Origin of the sequence: uncultured Roseobacter sp., assembly GCF_947493125.1 — a bacterium.
In the GTDB taxonomy this organism is placed as follows: Bacteria; Pseudomonadota; Alphaproteobacteria; order Rhodobacterales; family Rhodobacteraceae; genus Roseobacter.
The window spans coordinates 250,036-270,516 of sequence record NZ_CANLQB010000007.1 but is presented as its reverse complement, the minus strand read 5'-3'; the positions used below and the strand labels follow the sequence as shown (position 1 = coordinate 270,516).

Below are 20,481 nucleotides of genomic sequence, written 5' to 3'. Positions count from 1 at the left end.
ATAGATGATTGGTGCAGGACCAATGACAGAATGTTACGTCTTCAGGGTGGGGCTGACTGTGAACTACGCGCCGGAATCGACCGACAACGCTGCCGCGGCGCTCGCCACGATCCGACAGATGATCGAAACCGGAAAGCTGCCCGCGAATGGCCGTCTTCCGACCGAGCGCGAACTGGCGGCCGAACTGGGCTGCGGGCGTCGCACGGTGCGGCGCGCCCTCGACACGCTGGAGACCGAGGGGCTGATCTGGCGCAAGCAGGGCAGCGGGACCTTCGCGGGGCAGCCGCCCGACCCGGCGGGCGCGCTGGCAGCGGAGATTGCACCGGATGCGGATCCGCTCGTGGTGATGGAGGCCCGTCTTTGTATTGAGCCCGCGCTGGCGGATCTCTGCGCCAAGCGGGCCACGGGCGAGGATGTGGAGAAGCTGCGGAAGCTCGCGCGTCGCGCGTCGCAGCCGCTCGATGCCGACACGGCGGAGCTGTGGGACGGCGCGCTGCACCGGGCGATCGCGCGGATCGCCGGGAACCGCGTGATGCTGACCGCCTTTGCGCTGCTGGATGAGGTGAGGATGGGCGCGGAGTGGCAGGAGAAGCGGCACCGCGCCCGCACCGCCGAGACCATGACGCTTTATGATCGTCAGCATCGCGACATCATCGACGCCATAGAGCGCCGGGACGGGCAGGCGGCTGCAGCCGCGATGCGGGCCCATTTGGAGGCGCTGTCGGAAAACCTCAAGGCGTCCATGGAGCGGTCAGAGACATGACACACCCGGCGCCGCCTGTTCTTGTGGTCGAGGATCTCGAACTTCGCATAGGGCGCGCGCCGGAACCGATTGTCGACCGGGTCTCTTTTACGCTGAACGCGGGCGAGACGCTGTGCATCGTGGGCGAGTCCGGTTGCGGCAAGAGCCTGACCGCGCTGGCGCTGATGGGTCTTCTGTCGACGCCGCCCCTGCAGCAGTCCGGCGGGCGCGCCGAATTTCAGGGCGAGGACCTCTTCACCATGTCGCAGGAGGATTTGCGGCAGGTGCGCGGGGGCCGGATGGCGATGATCTTCCAGGAGCCCATGTCCTCGTTGAACCCGGCGCTGAAGATCGGCGAGCAGATCGCGGAATCGGTGCGCGAGCATCAGGGTCTCGGGCTGGAGGCGGCGCGGCAGCGGGCGTTGCAGATGCTGGAGCGCGTGCGCATTCCCGCCGCGGAGAAGCGGCTCAATGAATACCCGCATCAGCTGTCGGGGGGCATGCGGCAGCGCGCGATGATCGCGATGGCGCTGGCCAATGACCCCTCGCTGCTGATCGCGGATGAGCCGACGACCGCGCTGGATGTGACGATCCAGGCGCAGATCCTCGATCTGATGCGCTCGCTGTCGCGGGAGAGCGGTGCGGCGCTGATCATGATCACCCATGATCTGGGCGTTGTGGCGGAAATGGCCGACAAGGTGGCTGTGATGTACGCGGGCCGGATTGCGGAGGCCGGATCGGCCGCGCAGATCTTCGATGATCCGCAGCATCCCTATACGCTGGGGCTGATGAGGTCGATGCCGTCGCTTGGTGGCAGCCGCGACCGTCTGGTCACGATCCCCGGCTCTGTGCCGAGCCCCGTGGACATGCCGCAGGGCTGTCGCTTTGCGGCGCGCTGTCCGTTTGCGGGCGAGGACTGCGCGCAGGCGCCCGCGGCCCGTGACATCGCGCCCGGGCACAGCGTGTCCTGCTGGCGCGCGCCGCTGGAAGGGGCCACCGCCGAGACGGAGGCGCGGATCGCATGAGCGGCACACCGATCCTCGAGGCCCGCGCGCTGAAGCGGCATTTCGTGACCAGGAAACCGCTGTTCGGTGCGCCCACAGTGGTGCGGGCCGTCGATGGCGTGGACCTGGCGATTGCCGAGGGAGAAACCTTTGCCATCGTGGGTGAGTCGGGGTGTGGCAAATCCACCCTGGCGCGGCTGCTGGTGCGGCTGATCGAGCCCAGCGACGGGCGGGTGGCCTATCAGGGCAAGGATATTGGCGATCTGTCGGAGCAGGCGCTGCGCGCTCTGCGAGCCGAATTGCAGTTCATCTTTCAGGATCCGTTTTCATCGCTGAACCCGCGCATGACGGTGGGCGCGCTGATCGAGGAGCCGCTGCGGACCCATGAGATCGGCACCGCCGAGGAACGTCGCAGCGCCGTTGCGCGCATTCTGACGCGGGTCGGTTTGCGGCCCGAACACGCGGACCGTTACCCGCATGAGTTTTCCGGCGGCCAGCGGCAGCGGATCGGGATTGCGCGGGCGCTGGTCTCCGGCCCGAAGGTGGTGATCGGCGATGAGCCGGTCAGCGCGCTTGATGTTTCGATCCAGGCGCAGGTGATCAATATTCTCGAGGATCTGAAGGAGGCGTTTGGCCTGACGCTGATCGTCATTGCCCATGATCTGGCGGTGATCCGGCATATGTCTGACCGTGTGGCCGTGATGTATCTGGGCAGGATTGTCGAGATCGGCACGGCGGACCGGCTGTTTCAGGCCCCTGCGCATCCCTATACCGAGGCGCTGCTCGAAGCCATTCCGATCCCGTCGGTGGGCGCGCGCAAGGCGCATGTGGCCATCGAAGGCGACCCGCCGAACCCGATTGCGCCGCCGTCGGGATGCCGGTTCCACACCCGCTGTCCCTATGCCGCCGATATCTGCCGCACTGAGGCGCCGACGCTGCGCGATGTGGGCGACGGCCATCAGGCGGCCTGCCACTTCTCGGGCGATCTGGCGCTCAAGGGCATCCAGCCGGACGACGTGCAGCGCACCCCCGCGGCCACGCGGCGCTTCGAGATCTACAGCGCCGCACGCGCCCAGGCCGACCCCATCACCCATCAAGACCCATCCAACAGAGAGGAAACACCCCATGCGTATCGGTAGAACACTGACCGCCGCCGCGCTGCTGGCGCTTGGCACGAGCCTTGCGCAGGCGCAGGACTTCAAGATCGGACTTCAGGAAGACCCGGACGTGCTCGACCCGGATCAGTCGCGCACCTTCGTGGGCCGGATTGTCTATGCGTCGCTCTGCGACAAGCTGGTCGATATCACACCGGACCTCGAGATCATCCCGGCGCTGGCCACGGGGTGGGAGTGGAACGCGGATGGCACCGAACTGACCATGACGCTGCGCGAAGATGTCGTCTTCCACGATGGCACGCCCTTCAATGCGGAGGCTGTCGCGGCCAACATCGACCGCTCGAAGAACCTCGAGACCTCGCGCCGCAAGTCGGAAGTGCGCTCCATCGAGAGCTGGGAGGTCGTGGACGAGTTCACAATCAAGATGGCCCTGGCGGCACCGGATGCGACGCTGATTGCGCAGTTCGCGGACCGCTCCGGCATGATGCTGTCGCCGACGGCCTTTGAGGCGGCGGGCGATGATTTCGGTCTGGCCCCCGTCTGTGCGGGGCCGTTCAGGTTCGTGGAGCGCATTCAGCAGGACCGCATCGTTCTGGAGAAATTCGCGGAGTACTACCGCGCGGATGAGATCAACTTCGATACGGTGACCTTCCTGCCGATCCCGGATACGACCGTGCGTCTGGCGAACCTGCGGGCAGGGGATCTGCATATGCTGGAGCGTCTGGCGGCCACGGACGTGTCTTCGGTGGAGGGCGATGACGGGCTGCAGCTCGAGCGCGCCACCTCACTGGGGTATCAGGGGATGACGATCAACGTGGGCAATGGCGAACGCGCTCAAAACCCGCTGGGCCAGTCCAACCTGGTGCGCCAGGCGCTGTCGCTGTCGATTGATCGGGCGGCGTTGAACCAGGTGGTGTTCGAAGGGGCGTTTGCGCCCGGAAACCAGCCGTTCTCGCCTGCGTCTCCCTGGTACAACGCGGAGTTCCCCGTGCCGGAGCGAGATGTGGAGGCCGCCAAGGCGCTGCTGGCCGAGGCCGGACATGCGGATGGGCTGACCATCGAGATCCAGGTCGCCAATAACCCGGTGCAGACCCAGGTGATGCAGGTCATTCAGGCGATGGCCGGAGAAGCCGGGATCACCATCGAGCTGGCGGCCAAGGAGTTCGCGACGCTGCTGGCGGATCAGTCGGCGGGCGACTACACGGCGAGCCAGATCGGCTGGTCCGGGCGCGTCGACCCCGATGGCAACATCCATCAGTTCATGACCACGGGTGGCGGGATCAACGATTCCAAATATTCCAACCCGGAGATGGACACCCTCCTGAACGAGGCGCGCCTGTCGACCGACCCGGCTGTGCGAAAGGAGAGCTACGACGCGGCGGTGGCGATACAGCAGGAAGATATGCCGGTCATCTATCTGTATCATCCGGTTTGGATCTGGGCGCTGGACGACAGTGTCTCGGGCTTCCAGGCCTATCCTGACGGGATGATCCGCCTGCATGGTGTGAGCCAGAACTAGCCCCTGCAACGGCCCGGCCGGACGGCCGGGCCCTCACCCGGAGCCCTGTGAGCCATGCTCGGTTTTCTTGCCCGTCGCGTTCTGATCGCGATCCCCACGATCATTCTGATCTCCATCTTCGTCTTTTCTCTGCAGAAGCTGCTGCCCGGGGATCCGGTGCTGGTGATGGCAGGCGAGGAGCGCGATCCGGAGGTGATCGCGGCGTTGCGCGAGAAGTACCGGCTCAACGATCCGCTGCCGATGCAGTACATTGCCTGGGCGGGCAACGCGCTGCAGGGCGATCTGGGGATTTCGCTGCGCACCAACCAGCCGGTTCTGGAGCTGATTGGAGAGAAGCTGCCCGTGACCATCCAGCTGGCGGTGATGGCCCTGATCATCGCGATGCTGATCGGTATCCCGGCCGGTGTGCTCTCGGCCTACAAGAAGGGCACGTGGATTGACTGGCTGGCGAACCTAATCGCCCTGTCGGGGCTGTCGGTGCCGAACTTCTGGCTGGGGATCATGCTGATCCTGCTGGTCTCTGTGAAACTGGGCTGGCTGCCTGCTTCGGGCTATCAGCCGCTCTCGGAGGATCCGCTGCAATCCATCCGCACCATGCTGATGCCCGCCTTCGTCCTCGGGACGGCCATCGCCGCGACGCTGATGCGGCATACGCGCTCGGCGATGCTGAGCGTGCTGCAGTCCGATTATGTGCGCACGGCGCGGGCCAAGGGGCTGCGGGAGCGCACGGTGCTCGTCAAACATGCCTTGCGGAACGCGCTTGTGCCGGTGGTGACGGTCACCACGCTGCTGTTTGGCGAGCTGCTTGCCGGGGCGGTTCTGACCGAGCAGATCTTCACCATTCCGGGCTTCGGGAAGCTGGTCGTCGATGCGGTTTTCAACCGGGACTATGCGGTGGTGCAAGGCATCGTGCTCTGCACCGGCATTGCCTTTATTTTCATGAATATTCTGGCGGATGCGGCCTACCGCGTTCTGAACCCACGCATGAGGGACACATGAGCGCTGTTGCCGATCCCGTTCTGCCCAAGCGTCAGAGCCGCGCCTGGGTCAAGTTCCGCAAAAGCCCCTCGGCGCTTCTGGGCGGGGCCATCGTTGTCTTCTTCGTCCTGATCGCCCTTCTGGCGCCGCTGCTGCCGGTGCCGGGGCCGGCGGAGACCGACTGGTCCGCCGTGCGCAAGACCCCAAGTGCTGCGCACCCTTTCGGCACCGATGAGATCGGCCGGGATGTGCTGTCGCGGATGATCTGGGGGGCGCAGGCCTCGCTTCTGGCGGGGGTGGTCTCGGTCATGATCGCGGTGGCGCTCGGGGTGCCTCTGGGGGTGCTGGCCGGGTATCGGCGCGGCTGGACCGATGCGGTGATCAGCCGGGTCACCGAAGCGCTGCTGGCGGCACCGTTTCTGATCCTTGCCATTGCGCTTGCGGCGTTTCTCGGGCCATCGCTGACCAACGCGATGATCGCCATCGGTGTCTCGGCGATGCCGATCTTCATCCGGCTGGCGCGCGGACAGACGCTTGCGGTCATGACCGAAGACTACGTGGAAAGTGCCCGGGCCATCGGCGTGGGGCACCTCGCGCTGATCTGGCGCTATATCCTGCCGAATATCTTTCCGCCCATCATCGTTCAGGGCACGCTCACGATTGCCACGGCGATCATTGCCGAGGCATCGCTGAGCTTCCTCGGGCTGGGCCAGCAGCCGCCCGCGCCGTCGTGGGGCTCGATGCTGAACATCGCCAAGAACTTCCTCGAACAGGCGCCGTGGATGGCGCTCTATCCCGGCATTGCGATCTTCCTCGTGGTGCTCGGGTTCAACCTTCTGGGGGACGGGCTGCGCGATGCGCTCGACCCTCGTGACACATAGAGATCAGGACCTGCCATGACTTTCACAACCCGCCCCGAGATCAAGGGAACCTTCGGCGTCTGCACCTCGACACATTGGATCGCCTCGGCGGTGGGCATGAAGCTGCTGGAGCAGGGGGGCTCGGCCTTTGATGCGGCGGCGGCCATGGGGTTCGTGCTGCATGTGGTTGAGCCGCATCTGAACGGGCCGCTGGGGGATATGCCTGCGCTGATCCGGCTTGCGGGGGATGCCGCGCCCACGGTGGTCTGCGGGCAGGGGGTGGCCCCGGCGGGGGCGACGATTGAGCACTACCGCGCCGAGGGGCTGGATCTCATTCCGGGCTCGGGCCTGCTGGCGACCGTGGTGCCGGGGGCCTTCGATGCCTGGATGCTGATGCTGCGCGATCACGGGCGGTTGTCGCTGCGCGAAATTCTTGAGCCTGCGATCTATTATGCGCGCCATGGTCATCCCGTCCTGCCACGGGTGGCGGGGACGATCGCGGGGCTTGCGGAGTTCTTCCGCGACGAATGGTCCACGTCCTATGAGACATGGATGCCGGGCGGGGCGGCCCCTGTTGCCGGCGCGCTCTTTCGAAACCCGGCGCTGGCCGACACCTGGGAGCGGCTGCTGGCCGAGTCCGAGGGCGCCAGCGGGCGGGAGGCGCAGATCGAGGCGGCGCGGCGCACGTTCCGCGAAGGCTTCATCGCCGAGGCCATCGACAGCTGGATGCGCGATGCCTGCGTGATGGATGCCGCCGGGGGCCGCCGGAAAGGCGTGCTGACCGGGCAGGACATGGCCGCCTGGGAAGCGACCTATGAGCCGCCGCTCGATGTCGACTATGAGGGGTGGACGGTCTGGAAAGGCGGGGTCTGGACCCAGGGGCCGACCCTGCTGCAGTCGCTCCGGATTCTGGAGGGCAGTGGCATTGGCGCAATGGATGCAACGAGCGCCGAGTTCGTGCACCGGGTCATCGAGGCGATGAAGCTGTCCTTTGCGGACAGGGAAGCCTATTACGGGGATCCGCTGCACAGCGATATCCCGACAGCGTCGCTGCTGTCGCGTGCCTATGCCGAAGGCCGCCGCGATCTGATCGGTGCGACCAGCTCTCAGGAGCAGCGGCCCGGTCGCGTGGAGGGCTATGACGCCTGGGCCGATGCGGCCGTCGCCCGGGCCGCCGCCCCGCAGGCCGCGGGCCCCGGGGTGGGCGCGGGTGAGCCGACCATGGCGCATCTGACGGAACGGCGCGGCGACACGGTGCATATCGACGTGATCGACCAATGGGGCAACGCGGTCTCTGCCACGCCGTCGGGCGGCTGGTTGCAGTCGTCGCCGGTGGTGCCCGGGCTTGGCATGCCGCTCAACTCCCGAGCGCAGATGTTCTGGCTGGACGAGGGGCTGCCCACGTCCCTCGCACCGGGTCGGCGGCCGCGCACGACGCTCTCGCCGTCGATGGCACAGGAGCCCGACGGCACGCGGCACGCCTTTGGCACACCCGGCGGCGACCAGCAGGACCAGTGGCAGCTGATCCTGCTGCTGCGCCTTGTGCACGGGGGGCTGAACCTGCAGGAAGCGATCGACGGGCCGCTGTTTCACACGGGGCATTTCCAGTCGTCCTTCTATCCGCGCGGCACTAGGCCCGGGCATCTGATGCTGGAGCCGGCCTTTGGCGAGGCGGTGATCAGCGATCTCAGGGCGCGGGGGCATGATGTGGAGGTGGCGGAGCCCTGGACCGTCGGGCGGCTGACCGCGGCAAGCCGCGGGCCGGATGGGATGCTGAAGGCCGCTGCGACGCCCCGCATGATGCAAGCCTACGCCGCCGGACGATAAGAGGAGCAGACCGATGACCTATTCGATTGTTGCGCGCGACCCGTCAACTGGTGATCTGGGGATTGCCGTGGCCTCCCGGTTTTTTGCCGTGGGCGCCCTGGTGCCGCATATTCGCGGCGGCAGATGCGCCGTTGCAACGCAGGCCTTCGTGAACCCGCTCTGGGGCATCGAGGCGGCAGATCGGATGGCCGTGGGCGAAGCGGCTTCCGCTGTTCTGGCCGATCTGGTCGCGCGGGACGGCGGAGAGGCGCAGCGGCAGGCGCATATGATCGATGCGGCAGGTGACATCGCCGCGCACACCGGTGAGGACTGCATAGACTGGTGCGGGCATGTCTCCGGCGAGGACGTGTCGGTCGCCGGGAACATGCTGGCCGGAGAGGCGGTGATCGTCGAGACGCTGGCGGCGTATCAGTCGGCGGCTGACCTTCCCTTTGCGGAGCGTCTGCTGACGGCCATGGAGGCCGGAGAGCTTGCGGGCGGAGACAAGCGCGGCAAGCAGTCCGCGGCGCTGCGCATCCACCGCGGCGAGGATTATCCCTGGCTTGATCTGCGCGCCGATGATCACGCGGATCCCTTGCCGGAGCTGCGCCGTCTTTACGATGTGGCGCAGGAGCGTTTCCTGCATGTGGCGCATGTGATGCCGCGCCGCGATGATTTCTCGGGTCTGACGGACCGGGCGCCGCTCGATGCCGCGATTGCGGAGGAGGACCGGCGGCGTGCGCAAGAGGGACGCGGCTCGAGGTCCTTTGCGACGCCCTTGTAGGGGCTGGTGGAGCCTGCGCCGGGTTTGAAGGCCGCCAAGCAGCCTAGTGCGCGTCGAGCCTGCGCAGCTGTGCCCGTGTGCGATGCAGCAGCATCCAGTCGAGCGGCATGAAGAGCGTGGCGGCCAGCGCCATCGCCTCTTGCAGGGTCTGATCGGTCGTCTCCTTGCTCTGCGCGCGCTGCTCTTTGACATCTGCGGGCGCGGCAAGCTTCAGTTCGGCGGTGACGGACATCGCGTATTCGGCGAGCATCGCCATATACGCCGCTTCCTCAGCGGCGCTGGTCCGGTCGGTGCGTCTGCTGTCGCTGGTCTGCAGCGCCTTTTGCGCGCGCAGGCGGCTGGCCTGGAGCGTGGCCGGGTCGGCGGACCGGCGCTCTTCCAGCTCCCGCTCCGCGCCGAAGGCGTGGGTGCGATAGCGATAGCTCACCGCGCGCGGCAGGCCTTCGACGCCACTGGCCCGGCGGTGCAGGGCTGCGGCTTCCGCCAAGGCGTCGACAGCTGCGGCGGAGGTGGAGACATGGGCCTCGATCCGCAGACCGAAGGCCTGCGCGTCGAGCGCTTCGGCCAGGGCGAGCGGCACATCGCTGCGCCCGGCGAGGCTGGCCGCCGCCAGATCCATGGCAAAGCGGGCGTCGGTGCAGGCCTCGGCCTGGGCTTGGCCGGTCAGCGCGTCATCTGTTGTTTTCAGCAGATGCGCCATGCCGCGCCGCAGGATGGCATAGGCCCGGCCTGGCTCGCCCTCGATCAGCGCGACATCTTCAAGGAGGCCATAGAGGTCTTCGGCGTCGGCGTAGCAATCAAGCGCAGGGTCAAGCTGTGTGAAATCGAGATCGGGGGCGGAGATGAGCGCGCGCAGGTGGGCGTCACCCTCGGCCAGCCGGGCCTGCGCGCGGCTCAGCGCCTCGGTGCGGGCGGCGTCCAGCGTCGGGGATGCGTCCGCGTCTGCGGGGGGCGGATCCGGGGCCTGTTGCAGCGCGTCGAGGTCGGTCAGGCAGCGCTGCGCTTCGATCCAGTCGAGGTAGGACGCGGACCGCATGGCCGTGATGAGCGTGTCGCGGATGTCCTCGCGCGCCTTGGTGCCGAGCGGTTGGCGGGTCATCTGGGCCAGGGTGAGACGATGGGCGCTGTGTTCGATCTGCGCCGCTGCGGCGATGGCTGCGGGGACGGGACCAGTCACCGGCGACCAGATCCGCTCCAGCTCTTTGATGTGAACGCTGAGGATCGCGTGGTCGGCGCTGTTGGTGGTTCCACCCCGGAGGAAGATTTCGCGAAAGACGCCCATCTTGCGGATCTCAGACCGCGCCGATGCCTCATGCTCGGTCATGGCGTCGAAACAGGTTTGCGCGCGGGTGAGGGTGTCTATTGCCGCGACGTCCTCTTGCGTCCGCGATTTGAGGCGCAGCGCCATGCCCTGCGCGTCATGATACCGCGCCAGTCGGTCGGTGTCATCCGAGGCTTCCCGCAACGTTTTGGCGTGGCGCAACTCGTATTCCGCGGTGTCGATGGCATCCTTGACGTGGTCGGCGGAGGCATAGGCACGCAGCAGCAGGGCTTCGGCCAATCTGTAGCGGGCCTCGGCCTCCCCGGCGGTCTCGGAGAGCGACTGATGGGCGTCGACGGCAAGTCTGAACGCCGCAAGCGCGTTGGCGAGAGGCGCTTCGTAGTGTGGCCAATCTGCGAGGACGCGGTCCAAGGCTTTCAGTCCGCGAACCAGGTGGTCATGGGCCACCGCTTTGGGGTTGTCCGCGAGATTCGGGCTGCCAGGCGCGGGCTCAGAGGCCGCCTGCGCGGTTGGCGGGAGGATCGCGGCGGAGATATCCAGCCCACTGAGATCCTGGCCTGACAGATCTGCCTGCCGGAAGTTTGCATCGCGCCAGAAGGTAGTCGGATCGTGCCCGACCATGCGCGCCAGCGCCCGCAGATCGGAGGTCTCGGCGAGCATCACCTGCACGACCTTCTCCTGCCAGCCGGGCACTACCAGTCCTCGGAGACGATGACATCGGCGATGACGACATCCGCATGTTTTTCGTTCAGATCGGCGACCTGCAGGAAGCCCGCCGACAGCAGCTCTTCCTTGATCACCTGCTCGGCGGCGGCGAGGTTGACATCGCGGTTGGAGCGTCGGGCGAACCAGCCCTGTTTTTCCGGGTCCTTGAGTTCGAGGTCGGAGATCTCGATGTCTTCCCGCCGGCAGCGCATCTCGAAGCGCATCGTCGGCTTGTCGCCGTCGGCGTTGCGCTCGGCCTGCCTCTTGACCTTGAGCCGCGGGGCGCCGGCCGCGTCCCAGGGGGAGCCGTCCAGACAGTCGCGACCGATGGCGCGCACCTCCCACGCCGGGTGCCCTTCGAGGGTCGTGAAATGCTGTTCGACGTGCCCGGCGACCTTCTCGGTCAACTCCTGCCGCGTGGTCAGCGAGCGATGCGCTTCGGCCCCGAGGGCGAGGTCGGCCCCGGGGGTCAGAGCGCTGGAGAGGGACAGCCCCGCCTTGCCATGGGCTTGCGCCGTGGTCTGATGGGTGACCAGCCGGGTCTGCTCTTCGCGGGCGGGGGTGCGTTCCACGGATGAACGGATCACGCGCAGGGGTTCGGTGTCGGGCGCGATCACCACGATTTCAGCCCGCCTGAGCGACAGGCGGAAGCGCACCTTGTCGTCCTGCTCGGCGCCGAACCGGCCTTCGCGGAAAACCACATCGGCATGCACGGTTGCGGTGTCGTCTGCGTCAAATGTGGCGATCCAGCCATCGAGCGACACGACCTGCCGCAGGGCTCTGCTTGAATTCGACATGCTCAAGATCCAAAAAGAATGCTGCAAATCTGCCAGATCGCGACACAAAAAGCCATCTCGGTTCTCATCCCGCCAGCAACCGGGCCGGGGTGGGGTGGCGCTCTGCGAGGTGCAGATCGGGCTCTGACCTTGGGTGTGTGCCCGGCCGTCTGGGGATCTGCTCCAGGCATGGGGCTGTGGGCAAAGGCGCGACAGTTTTAAGAAAGATCGTTTGAATACAAGGTTTCATGCCTGTGCCTTTAAACGAATCCTACACCAAGGCAGTGGTAGGACAGTGCCCAGTTTTGAAGGAGATGGACGTTGGCGCAGCACCACCATGCCGCGGATGATCTGAATTCGCCCCCTATCGGATCGCCCCTGATGGGGGATCCGGCGGATATTCTCATGGGGCTGCGCAATGTGGACGTCGGGGTCGTCGCGATTTCGGCGACCTGTGCCGTGTCCTTTGTCAATGACGCGTTCCTGAGCGCGGTGAGTGCGGCGGAGACGGACCCCGACGCCGTTCTGGGGCGCCACTATCCTGAGGTGTTCAAGGCCTGTTCGCTCCCGGCGGAGGCCCGGCCGCCCGCGTGCGATGTCCCTGCCGTGGCTGCGGAGACGTCGCAGATGCGGGCCGACATTGCCTGGTCGCCCAACCCGGCGGGAGGATGGATCGGCATTGCGGGCAATGCGCAAGGCCAGTCTCAGGGGGCCGCGCCGCAGTTCGAAGCGGACGAGCTCACGGGGTTGGGCAACAGGAAATATCTCAAGACCTGCTTTGAGCAGATGGTCCGGGAAGACCAGGGAGAGAGGGACGGCGTCGTTGCGCTGTTTCTCGATCTGGACCACTTCAAGCAGGTCAACGACACCCTGGGGCATACGGTTGGGGATGGTCTGCTGCGCAAAGTGGCAGAGCGGCTGAAGAGGGCGATCCGGCGGGAAGACGTCGTTGCCCGGGTTGGTGGCGACGAGTTTGCCATTCTGCTGGCCGACAACCCGCTGTCCTGCGCCGAAGATATTGCCGCACGCATCATCAAGATGGTCAGCAGGCCCTTCCTGATCGACGGTCACCAGCTGACAATCGGCGTGAGCATCGGCTTGGCGGCGCGGCGGCCGGAGGAGCGTGATCCGGAGAAACTGCTGCAGAGAGCCGATATCGCGCTTTACGAGAGCAAACGGTCCGGCCGCAACCAGTTCAGCTGGTTCAAAGACGAGATGTTTGCCGAGTTGGAGCGGCGGCGCGACATTGAAATGGATCTGCGCAAGGCGCTCCTCCTGCAGCAGTTCGAGATCGTCTTCCAGCCGCAGGTGGATTTTCAGGAGCACCGGGTCACCGGGTTTGAGGCCCTGATCCGCTGGAACCATCCGGACATGGGCCAGATCCTGCCGTCCGACTTCATCCGGATCGCCGAAGACACGGGGCTGATCATCGATATCGGGGCCTGGGTTCTGGCCGAAGCCTGCAAGGCGGCGTCAGCCTGGCCCGAGGACATCGCGGTGGCGGTCAATGTCTCGTCCATGCAGTTCGAGGACAGCGGTTTCGTGAACGCGGTCAGCACGGCGCTCGCGACATCCGGTCTGGCGCCGCACCGGCTTGAACTGGAGATCACCGAGACCACGCTTCTGAAGAAGGAAGAGGTCGTGCTGCAGCGGATGAACGATCTGCGATCCCTCGGGATCAGGATCTCGCTCGACGATTTCGGCATTGGCTATTCGTCGCTGAATTATCTGCGCAAATACCCGTTCGACAAGGTGAAGATCGATCAGTCCTTTGTGCGGGAGCCCTTCGCTGACGACAACGCGCACCAGATCGTCGAGGCGGTTGCGCAGCTCGGCGCGGCATTTGGCATGAACGTGCTTGCCGAAGGTGTCGAAACCGTTGAGCAACTGGCGCGTATCCGGGCCAACGGCTGTGCGTCAATTCAGGGCTTCCTGATCGGCCGACCGATCAAGCCGACCGAAATCGGGTCCTTCCTGACGGCGCCGCTGCCGACCATGGATCAGGACCAGCCGCCATGCGCGAAAGAAGGAGACCAAGGATGATCACCGCCGATACGGACCTGCTGCGCGTCATCTATTTCAGCTATCAAAGCGCCATCACCAATCGTGAAATGATGGCCGGTGAAATTGACGAGATCCTGAAAACGTCTCAGCGAAACAACGAGGCTGCCGGGGTGACCGGCGCGCTGATCTTCAATGCGGGTGTCTTTGGGCAGGTGCTTGAAGGTCCAATCGATGCCGTGGAAGAGACGTTCGAGCGCATCCAGATGGACGAGCGTCACGATCATATCACGGTCCTCGAGACCAGCCGCATCACGACGAGAGCCTTTCCCAGTTGGTCGATGGGCTTTGTCGGCAGTGATCGCGTCTATGCAGAGCTCTTCGGAGGGATCGGGTCGCAAACCAATTTCGATATTTCCCGGCTGACTGGCCAACAGATCTTTGAGACGCTTCACGCTCTGACGCTTAAGAACGAGATCTCCGACCGGGCCGCCTGACCCGAAGGCGGAACTCTCGCGGTGAGCGCGCCGGGCGGAGGATGTGAAGGCTTGACATCCAGGGGTGCGCTGCGGCTCTCGCGACAGGCGCTGGGCGCGGCCGCTCCAGAGCCCTGCGCGGCAGACATCGGCATGCTCTTCGGAGCATAGTGGAGGGTCAAACGAGTATCGCGGGTCGGGCCGGGGCACCCGGGTACTGGCAAGCTCACGATAGCAAGCGGTGATGCGTCTGGCGCCGTGCAGCGTACGATCACCACGGCTCTGAGGTTGTGGCTGTGTTACATGACTGCGGACAGTCTTTCCTGCGGCTGCAGGATCAGATGTCCGCGCCGGGGGCGCAGGGATGTTGCCCGGTGCGCGGGGACGGCTGGCGCTACAGAAGCCCGCCAGACAGATCAAGCCTATCGGTCGCCTTCTTTGCCCGGTGGGGTCTTGATCTGGTGTAGGCCGATGAGACGCGCGGGATCGAGCGCCGTGAACAGCAGGTGGATTGGCGCGCGTGCGGGAGACCGCGCCGCCGCATTGTCTTCGGACACTCAGGCATGATCCATGGTTCCACCGACCATGTGAGCGACAGATGAGGGGCGCACGCAGGTGGTGATGGCATCCGCTCAACGCCCTGCGCATAAGCATCCGCGGCCTTGCTTCGCGCGTAAATGGCGGACCATCGCTCAGGGAGACGACTGGGCAACGGACTGTTCCACGTCCGGGCGTGGCCTGGTGGAGGGGGGCGGCAAACCCGGTCAGCGTCTGGTTAAGGATCTGGGGAGGTCTGCGGCGGGGCTGCATCGTTCAGCACCGCTGATGTATGGGACGTCAGGCGCGGGTCATGAGATGCGGTGACCGGCGGCGGCGCGCGGTGGTTCGGCTCCGGCACCTCCGGCGGCGTGATCCTATTGTGCTCGACTGTTTGATGCGGCCAGAACGCGTGGCTCTGAACGGCCGTGGCGATGTTCTGATCTGCGGCACGCGCAGCAGTGATATGATGCCCGCGACCTGTCGGACGCTCCTGCGCGTTCGAGTGTGCGCAGCCGTATGGATTTGCCGTGGACAAAGGGGCTCGGGCGGCGAGGCAAGAGCGCGGTCTTCCAAGGGGAGCGACAGATTTTTGGATACTGGATACCGTCAAAGGACCTGGTGAGCGTGGGCGCGGGTGCACCCGCCATATTTTCCGACGGTTTTGGGTCTGTGACAATATGGCAGCGAGCCGGGTGCGGGTGGCAGAGACCCAAGAATGAGCGGGCCGTCGATCACCAGGTTTGGCCCGCGGTATGTGGGAGGATCTCCGGCGGGCGCGGGTCCGGATCCGGGCCGAAACCGGGTCATGCGGTCGACCCGCCGTCCGGTCGGCGTTTCAGCCTGAACTGGTAGGGAGCGACGACCGCTTTTTGGACCTATAAAAGGTGCTATTTGGATGGGCTGGCATGTGTCTCGACGCAGGTTTGATCGACGACGGGCAGTTGGCCGAGGCTGCCGTGTCTCGGTGGGGCGCGCACGTGATCCGCAGGTGACGAAAAGCTTCTCGGATGTGCCCGGCCGGGAATGACACAAGACAGAGGTGCCGGCCCGGTATCAGGCGCCTTGGCCAGGACCCGCGCCGTGCGCAGGACTGACTATTTCGCCAGTAGCAGATCGCAGGGCGGCTTGCGGATCAGGCCGGAGGAAAAGCCGCCCAGCATGTAGCGCCCGGCGTTCGACCGGGTGTAGGCGCCGATGACCAGCAGGTCGCAATCCGTCTCTGCCATGACCTCTTCCAGCGCCTCGCGGGCCTTGCCTTCGACGAAAACCGGCGGCGGCAGGTTGTCGGGCAGCGCGGAGACGGCGGTCCAGGTGGCATAGTCGCGCTCGGCCTCGTTGCGGAAGGACACCTCGTGGGCGTGAAACAGCGTCAGCTCAGCCGATGGGGCAATCATGCGGATCTTGTGAAGACCCGCGGCGCAGACGGGCGACAGGTCGACACCACCGAGCACCCGGGCATAGGGGCGGTCCGCGTCCCCTGCGACCAGAAGGACGGGTAGGCTGCTGGCGCGGATCAGATGCTCCATCGTGGTTTCCTTGATGTGGTCGAGGAACACGCGCCGGCGGTGCAGGCCGACAATCAGCAGATCGGCGCCCAACCCTTCGACCGCGTTGTGGATCTCTTCGACCGTATCGCCGACGACGACTTCGATCAGGTGATCGAGGGTGCGGCCATCCGCGTCCTCGGCAACCTCTTCGGCCAGAAGTGCCGCGGCCTCGGTCTGCACCCGGTTTGACAGCCGGTCCGGCATGGCCGCGTCGACCACATGTAGAACGGTGAGCCGGGCGCCCATGTCCGCCGCCAGATGCACGCCGCGCCGAACCGCCTGTCGCGACCTGTCCGACAAATCGCTTGCCACAACAATGTTTTTCACCGGCAGACGCCCTCCCTCGCTGCAATCGCCTCTAACGTGTCTTTGATGTGGGGAAGTCTTGCGGGGAAACAAGGGATTGGCCGCGTGGATCGGTCGGTTTTCGCAGTTGCGGTGTGGCTGGGCCGGCGATGCGGATCGTGCGCGGTGAACTGGACAGCCGCGCGGCAAATTTGCAAAGCTGGCGGTGCGGGCACGGTCAGAGCCGGTGGGCCGTCAGGCGAGGTCACCTGTTGAAGGAGAAGTGCCCATGGCCGCTCTGCCCGAAAGCGTTCAGACTGCCCCGAAATACCGCGAGGTGCAGGCCCGCCGCGCGCATGCCGCCGCGAAGGCGCGCGAGGCCCAGGCGGCCTATCGGCGCTGCATGAGCGCGTTCATCGCCGCGACCGCGGTGTCGGCCCTGTTGGGCGGGTTGCTGTTGCTTGGGTTCGAGGCGGGGGGCGCAGGTGCGGACACCAGCACCGGGCGGGGCGGGCTTGTCGGACAGTTCCAGGATCTGGCGACCGCCTATCGGACCCCGTTGGGGGTGTTGCAGGCGCTGGCGCTCGGTGCAGCGGCGATCTTCGCCTATCTGTTGAGCGAGGCGCGTTTTGCCACCAGGTGGATCGCCAACCGCACGTAGGCGGAAGCGGATCGCGGGGTGCTGTACCGCACAGCGCTGGAGGTGGCGCATGCTCAGGGCCGTGCGGTTTTCTAACAGACCGGACAGCATGTTCTGGAGGCCTTCGTGCAGGGGCAGGTGGCGTATCTGCGCGAGGCGGCTTCGGCGCATGACACGCGCTCGTCCCGGCTGGCGCCGGTGGGGGCGCTTGTGCTGGGTCTTGGGGTGGTGGCGTCCTCGCTGGGGTCCCTGGGCAGCCCGGCGCTGGTCGTGTTCGCGGCCTTTCTGGGGGTGATGTCAGCCGCCTTGCTGGCCGGGGTGAAGAGCTGGCGCGAGATGAGCTTTGACCGCGAGCGCGCCGCCCTGCATGACACGACGCTGCAACAGCTCAGCCCGCTGGCCGCGGAGGGGGGCGCGGCTGACCGATGCAGCCGCGGCCCATGATCTGGAGGCCGCGCTGGGTTATGTCGATGAGGTGATCGCTATCCTGGAGGTTGACACGGGCGCGTTTTCGGCACTTGCGGCCACTGCCACCAAAGCTCCGGCGATACCGGTGGCAGGCGGCGGGCCGGGGTGAGCGGCAGAGATCCCAGGCCCGACCGGTGATGGAGCAGCGCCTGTCGATCTTCCTGTCGTATGCGCGCCGGGATCGGGCCCAGGTGGCGAGGCTGCAGGGTCAACTGGAGACGGGTGCCTTCGATGTTCTGATCGACGTCGAGGACATCCGGCCCGGTGAGCCATGGCGGGCCCGCCTGCTGGGCATGATCGACGCGGCACATGTGGTGGTTTTTGCGCTGACGGCGGCAAGCGTGGCGTCCCGCGTGTGCCTGTGGGAGATCGAACAGGCCCGGCTCCAGAAGAAGCGCATCATCATCGTGGTCATGAGGGATCATGACCGCGCCGCCGTGCCGACGTGGATGCGGGCGCTGAACTATGTCTCTATGCGGACGGAGGCCGAGGTCGCCGCCAATCTGGCGCGGCTGACCGACGGCATCCGCGTCGCGCCACGTTGGTTGCGGTATCACACGCGGCTGCAGCAGCGTGCCCGCGCCTGGGAGGCCGCGCCTGAGCGGGAGGAGGAGTTGCTGACCGGCGCCGTTCTGAGCGAGGCGGAGCAGTTCGTGCTGCAGCCGCCCGAGGATGCCCCGGAGGTGGGCGAACTGGTGCGGACCTTCGTGATGGCATCGGGGGAGCGGGCGCGCGCCGGGCAGGAGGCCGCCTTACGGGCCGCCGAGGACCGCGCGGCGCACGAGCGCGCGCTGCGCCAGCGGGCGGAGTCCCGGGCGCTGGCCGCGCGCAGCCAGATCCTCGCGGATCAACGGCACGATCTGGCCGGGCTGGTGGGGGTGGAGGCCTGGACGCGGGCGCCGACCCGGCAGGCGCGGATTGCGCTGTGCCAGCGGGCGATGAGCCACCCGAGACTGATGCAGATGCTGGCGCCGGTGGGGACCTACACGCCGCCCGGCGCGAAATATGACTTGCGCGATGGCGCGGCGTTCTCGGCAGATGGGCGCCGTCTGGCGCATGTGCATGGGGTGGCGCGTGACCGGCGGCGGGTCTGCAGGCTGGGTGCCACGCCGGAACTGATCGGTGAGACACCGGTCATGGATCCGGACGTGAGCATCGTGAACATCAGCTTGGTCGGTCCGGCGCAGGAGTTGATCATCGAAGCCGACAACGGGTCTTTCCTGCGGGCCGACGCGGAGCGTCCGGATCAGCTGCTGGTCGAAATCCACCGCGTGTCGCAGCCCTTTTTCCCAAGTGCCTTCGCGGCCAGCGAGGCGCATGACGAGATGTTTGTGTCGAGCCGGGGAACCCTGCTGGTCATAAATCTCAGGAGCGGCGCGCAGACCTATAGCGCCCGGTCGCATTTCTCCTATGTCGAGCGCGCCTGGTGGATGGCGGATGGGGGTCTGCTGCTCAGTGGTCTGGGCATTGCGGACAGCGGACCACCCGCAGACGGCCCGCCGATCAGTGCTTTGCTGGATCTGCGGAGCAACCGGTTCCGGCGCACTGATCCCGGCCGCGCGGCCCCGTTTGCGACGCGGACGGGATATTGCCGCATCAGCCCCCGTACGCGGCAGGTGATGCGGCATGACCGGTTCGACGACTATGCGCCACGGCCGTGGTTTCGGGTGAGCATCGATCCGGACATACTTGCGGTGCACAGCGATGCCGAGGAGATTGCCTTCTCCGACGAGATGCATGTGCGCTTTGCCGCGGCCGAGAAGGCCGCGGGGCCGCGTTACCGTCTTGTCCATGCACAGGCCGAGCCCCGATCTCACGGCTGGTATGTGAATTGCGTCCAGCCCGGCCCGCCCGAGAGCCCGTTGGGATATGTGTCGCTGGCGCCCGATGGGTCTGTGGCGCTGTTGTCCAAGAACAGACAGCATGCCTTGTCGCAGCACCTCGCAGTACCCGATGCCATCAGCCGACGGGCCGACATCCCTCCGATCCGCCAGTTGGCCTATCAGTCAAACCTGTCGCGGGTGGCGCGCCTCAACGAGGACGGCCAACTGCTGATCTGGGAGCGGCGGCAGCGGCGCGGACGGCTGGTCAAGGCGCCCCCGATCACCGCCATCCAGTTCGCGGGAAAGACGCTTCTCGGTGTGTTGGAGGATGGGCGGGTGGCCAGGATCACAGCCGCGACGCGTCCCTTGCAGGATGTCCGTTTCGATCCGCGTGTGACGCCGCGCGGGTCCGAAGGCGGGCTGCTCGGGCGCGTGGCCACGGGGGAGCTTGCGCTCTTCGATGCGGAGCGGGGCGCGCTTGTTCCGCTGGGGCAGTGGGCCACGCTCGGCCTGGAGGACGACGCCGATCTGGCCGGTCTGGACTATTGCGCCGCAACCAAGCGGGTGGCGGTGCCGCGCGAGCGTGGGGGCGTGGATCTCTTTCGGTCTGAGCAGGGTCACTTCGTCCATGAGCACCGCGCCGAGACCGCGCTGGAGATTGCCCAGGTGCGTTTCACCCAGGCCGGGACGCGTCTGCTGGTGTTTGGGTCCGAAGGCTTCGAGATCTGGGACGCCGAGGCGATTGAGAGGCTCTCGGCCTATGGCAGTGGCCTCGGCGCCATCTGGCGCGTTGCGATTGATCCGGACGCCTATTTCATCGCGGCAAAGGGAGACTATGGCGGAAGCTTCGTGCTCTATGATGCCAGCGACGGCACGCAAATCGCCACGATCCCGCCGCTGGGGACGAGAGATGCCGGGATCGGCCTGTGTTTTGCGCCCGATGGCTCGGAGCTGGCGATGGATGATGCGGCGGGCGGCCTGCTTGTGCTGGATTTCCGGCCCGAAAGCTGGGTGGCGCGGGTGCGCCGGATGGTCGGGCGCGACTTCACCCCGGTTGAGCGGCGGACGGTGCGCGAGCTCTAGCGGCGTCCCCGAAAAAGACCGCGCGGTCTTTTCATGACAGCGCCGGC

The 20,481-nt window shown here is 66.3% G+C and carries 16 protein-coding genes; 13 read left to right on the top strand and 3 right to left on the bottom strand.

Annotated elements, in window-relative coordinates; genetic code table 11:
- Positions 1-22 precede the first annotated feature (22 nt).
- From Q1A71_RS16710 to Q1A71_RS16675, 8 genes are read left to right on the top strand one after another with little or no spacing between them, the layout of a single operon-like run.
- Positions 23-763, top strand: coding sequence for a FadR/GntR family transcriptional regulator (locus tag Q1A71_RS16710; protein WP_299678839.1), 741 nt, complete (start codon positions 23-25; stop codon positions 761-763).
- Complete coding sequence (locus Q1A71_RS16705) at positions 760-1,767, top strand: ABC transporter ATP-binding protein (RefSeq protein ID WP_299678836.1); 1,008 nt, start codon at positions 760-762, stop codon at positions 1,765-1,767. Before Q1A71_RS16710 ends, Q1A71_RS16705 begins: the two co-directional genes overlap by 4 nt.
- Positions 1,764-2,885, top strand: coding sequence for a dipeptide ABC transporter ATP-binding protein (locus tag Q1A71_RS16700; RefSeq protein WP_299678833.1), 1,122 nt, complete (start codon positions 1,764-1,766; stop codon positions 2,883-2,885). The genes Q1A71_RS16705 and Q1A71_RS16700 overlap by 4 nt, the downstream gene beginning before the upstream one ends.
- Entirely contained in the window at positions 2,872-4,380 is a 1,509-nt protein-coding gene (locus Q1A71_RS16695) for an ABC transporter substrate-binding protein (RefSeq protein ID WP_299678830.1), read from the top strand. The genes Q1A71_RS16700 and Q1A71_RS16695 overlap by 14 nt, the downstream gene beginning before the upstream one ends.
- A 54-nt stretch (positions 4,381-4,434) precedes the next feature.
- Positions 4,435-5,379, top strand: a complete 945-nt coding sequence (locus tag Q1A71_RS16690; RefSeq protein WP_299678827.1) for an ABC transporter permease — start codon at positions 4,435-4,437, stop codon at positions 5,377-5,379.
- Complete coding sequence (locus Q1A71_RS16685; protein WP_299678824.1) at positions 5,376-6,239, top strand: ABC transporter permease; 864 nt, start codon at positions 5,376-5,378, stop codon at positions 6,237-6,239. Before Q1A71_RS16690 ends, Q1A71_RS16685 begins: the two co-directional genes overlap by 4 nt.
- A gap of 15 nt (positions 6,240-6,254) precedes the next feature.
- Entirely contained in the window at positions 6,255-8,045 is a 1,791-nt protein-coding gene (locus Q1A71_RS16680; protein ID WP_299678821.1) for a gamma-glutamyltransferase family protein, read from the top strand.
- Between the two features lie 13 nt (positions 8,046-8,058).
- Positions 8,059-8,808 carry a DUF1028 domain-containing protein gene (locus tag Q1A71_RS16675; protein ID WP_299678817.1) on the top strand — a complete coding sequence of 250 codons (750 nt, stop codon included), beginning with the start codon at positions 8,059-8,061 and terminating at the stop codon, positions 8,806-8,808.
- Positions 8,809-8,851: 43 nt separating this feature from the next.
- On the opposite strand, the gene Q1A71_RS16670 is transcribed toward Q1A71_RS16675, so the two are convergent.
- On the bottom strand, positions 8,852-10,783 hold the full coding sequence (locus Q1A71_RS16670; protein ID WP_299678814.1) for a hypothetical protein: 1,932 nt from the start codon (positions 10,781-10,783) through the stop codon (positions 8,852-8,854).
- Positions 10,783-11,592, bottom strand: coding sequence for a hypothetical protein (locus tag Q1A71_RS16665; protein WP_299678811.1), 810 nt, complete (start codon positions 11,590-11,592; stop codon positions 10,783-10,785). Before Q1A71_RS16665 ends, Q1A71_RS16670 begins: the two co-directional genes overlap by 1 nt.
- Before the next feature lie 300 nt (positions 11,593-11,892).
- Here Q1A71_RS16665 and Q1A71_RS16660 point away from each other — a divergent pair, with 300 nt between their 5' ends.
- Both Q1A71_RS16660 and Q1A71_RS16655 read left to right on the top strand, forming a co-directional pair.
- The gene (locus Q1A71_RS16660; RefSeq protein ID WP_299678808.1) at positions 11,893-13,614 is read left to right on the top strand and encodes an EAL domain-containing protein; all 1,722 of its coding nucleotides are present in this window, start codon (positions 11,893-11,895) and stop codon (positions 13,612-13,614) included.
- Positions 13,611-14,069, top strand: a complete 459-nt coding sequence (locus Q1A71_RS16655) for a BLUF domain-containing protein (RefSeq protein ID WP_299678805.1) — start codon at positions 13,611-13,613, stop codon at positions 14,067-14,069. The genes Q1A71_RS16660 and Q1A71_RS16655 overlap by 4 nt, the downstream gene beginning before the upstream one ends.
- A gap of 1,613 nt (positions 14,070-15,682) precedes the next feature.
- Here Q1A71_RS16655 and Q1A71_RS16650 read toward each other — a convergent pair.
- The gene (locus Q1A71_RS16650; RefSeq protein ID WP_299678802.1) at positions 15,683-16,462 is read right to left on the bottom strand and encodes a universal stress protein; all 780 of its coding nucleotides are present in this window, start codon (positions 16,460-16,462) and stop codon (positions 15,683-15,685) included.
- A gap of 247 nt (positions 16,463-16,709) precedes the next feature.
- Between Q1A71_RS16650 and Q1A71_RS16645 the strand changes: the two genes are divergently transcribed.
- The 3 genes from Q1A71_RS16645 (at position 16,710) to Q1A71_RS16635 (ending at position 20,434) form a co-directional block, all read left to right on the top strand.
- Positions 16,710-17,081: a hypothetical protein gene (locus Q1A71_RS16645; RefSeq protein ID WP_299678799.1), complete on the top strand. Its 372-nt coding sequence runs from the start codon at positions 16,710-16,712 to the stop codon at positions 17,079-17,081.
- A 105-nt stretch (positions 17,082-17,186) separates the two neighbouring features.
- Entirely contained in the window at positions 17,187-17,504 is a 318-nt protein-coding gene (locus tag Q1A71_RS16640) for a hypothetical protein (protein WP_299678796.1), read from the top strand.
- A 161-nt stretch (positions 17,505-17,665) separates the two neighbouring features.
- On the top strand, positions 17,666-20,434 hold the full coding sequence (locus tag Q1A71_RS16635) for a toll/interleukin-1 receptor domain-containing protein (RefSeq protein WP_299679139.1): 2,769 nt from the start codon (positions 17,666-17,668) through the stop codon (positions 20,432-20,434).
- Positions 20,435-20,481: the final 47 nt, after the last annotated feature.